General features: G+C 65.6%; 1 protein-coding gene. It reads right to left on the reverse strand.

From position 1 onward, the window contains the following. Positions 1 to 791: electron-transfer flavoprotein:ubiquinone oxidoreductase (locus G3N96_RS38870; RefSeq protein WP_206140509.1), on the reverse strand; the 791-nt coding region annotated here is incomplete at both ends.

Here is a 791-nt window from a genome sequence, read left to right on the forward strand (position 1 = left end):
TCGCTGCCGTCGTCGTTCTTCACGAACTCGTACACGGCTGCCGGGCAGAAACGCGCCTCCGGCCCCGCGTACGTGCGCAGGTTCACGTTCACCGGCACGCTCGCGTCCTTCAGCGTCAGGTGCGCCGGCTGGTTCTCCTCGTGGTTCGTGTTCGAGATGAACACCGACGACAGACGATCGAACGTCAGCTTGCCGTCCGGCTTCGGATACTCGATCGGCTGGCATTGCGACGCCGGCTTCAGCATCTCATGATCCGCATGCTTGTGATGCAGCGTCCACGGCACGTTGCCGCCCATCACCTTCTGCTCGAGCCCGACCATCAGCGTGCCGAGGTACAGTCCCTTGGCCATCCACTGCTTGAAGTTGCGCGCGCGGTACAGCTCCGTGTACAGCCACGACTGCTTGAACGCATCCGGGTACGCGTTCAACTCGTCCGACTGGCGGCCGGCCTGCACCGCGTCGAACGCGGCGTCGGCGGCCAGCATGCCGGTCTTGATCGCCGCGTGGCTGCCCTTGATCCGCGACGCGTTCAGGAAGCCCGCATCGTCGCCGATCAGCGCGCCGCCCGGGAACACCGTCTTCGGCAGCGACAGCAGCCCGCCCGCCGTGATCGCGCGCGCGCCGTACGACACGCGCTTGCCGCCTTCGAGGAACGCGCGGATCGACGGATGCGTCTTGTAGCGCTGGAATTCCTCGAACGGCGACAGGTACGGGTTCGTGTAGCCGAGGCCCACCACGAAGCCGACCACGACCTGGTTGTTGTCCATGTGATACAGGAACGAGCCGCCGTA

It is taken from the genome of Burkholderia sp. Se-20373 (assembly GCF_017104705.1).
Classification (GTDB): Bacteria; Pseudomonadota; Gammaproteobacteria; order Burkholderiales; family Burkholderiaceae; genus Burkholderia.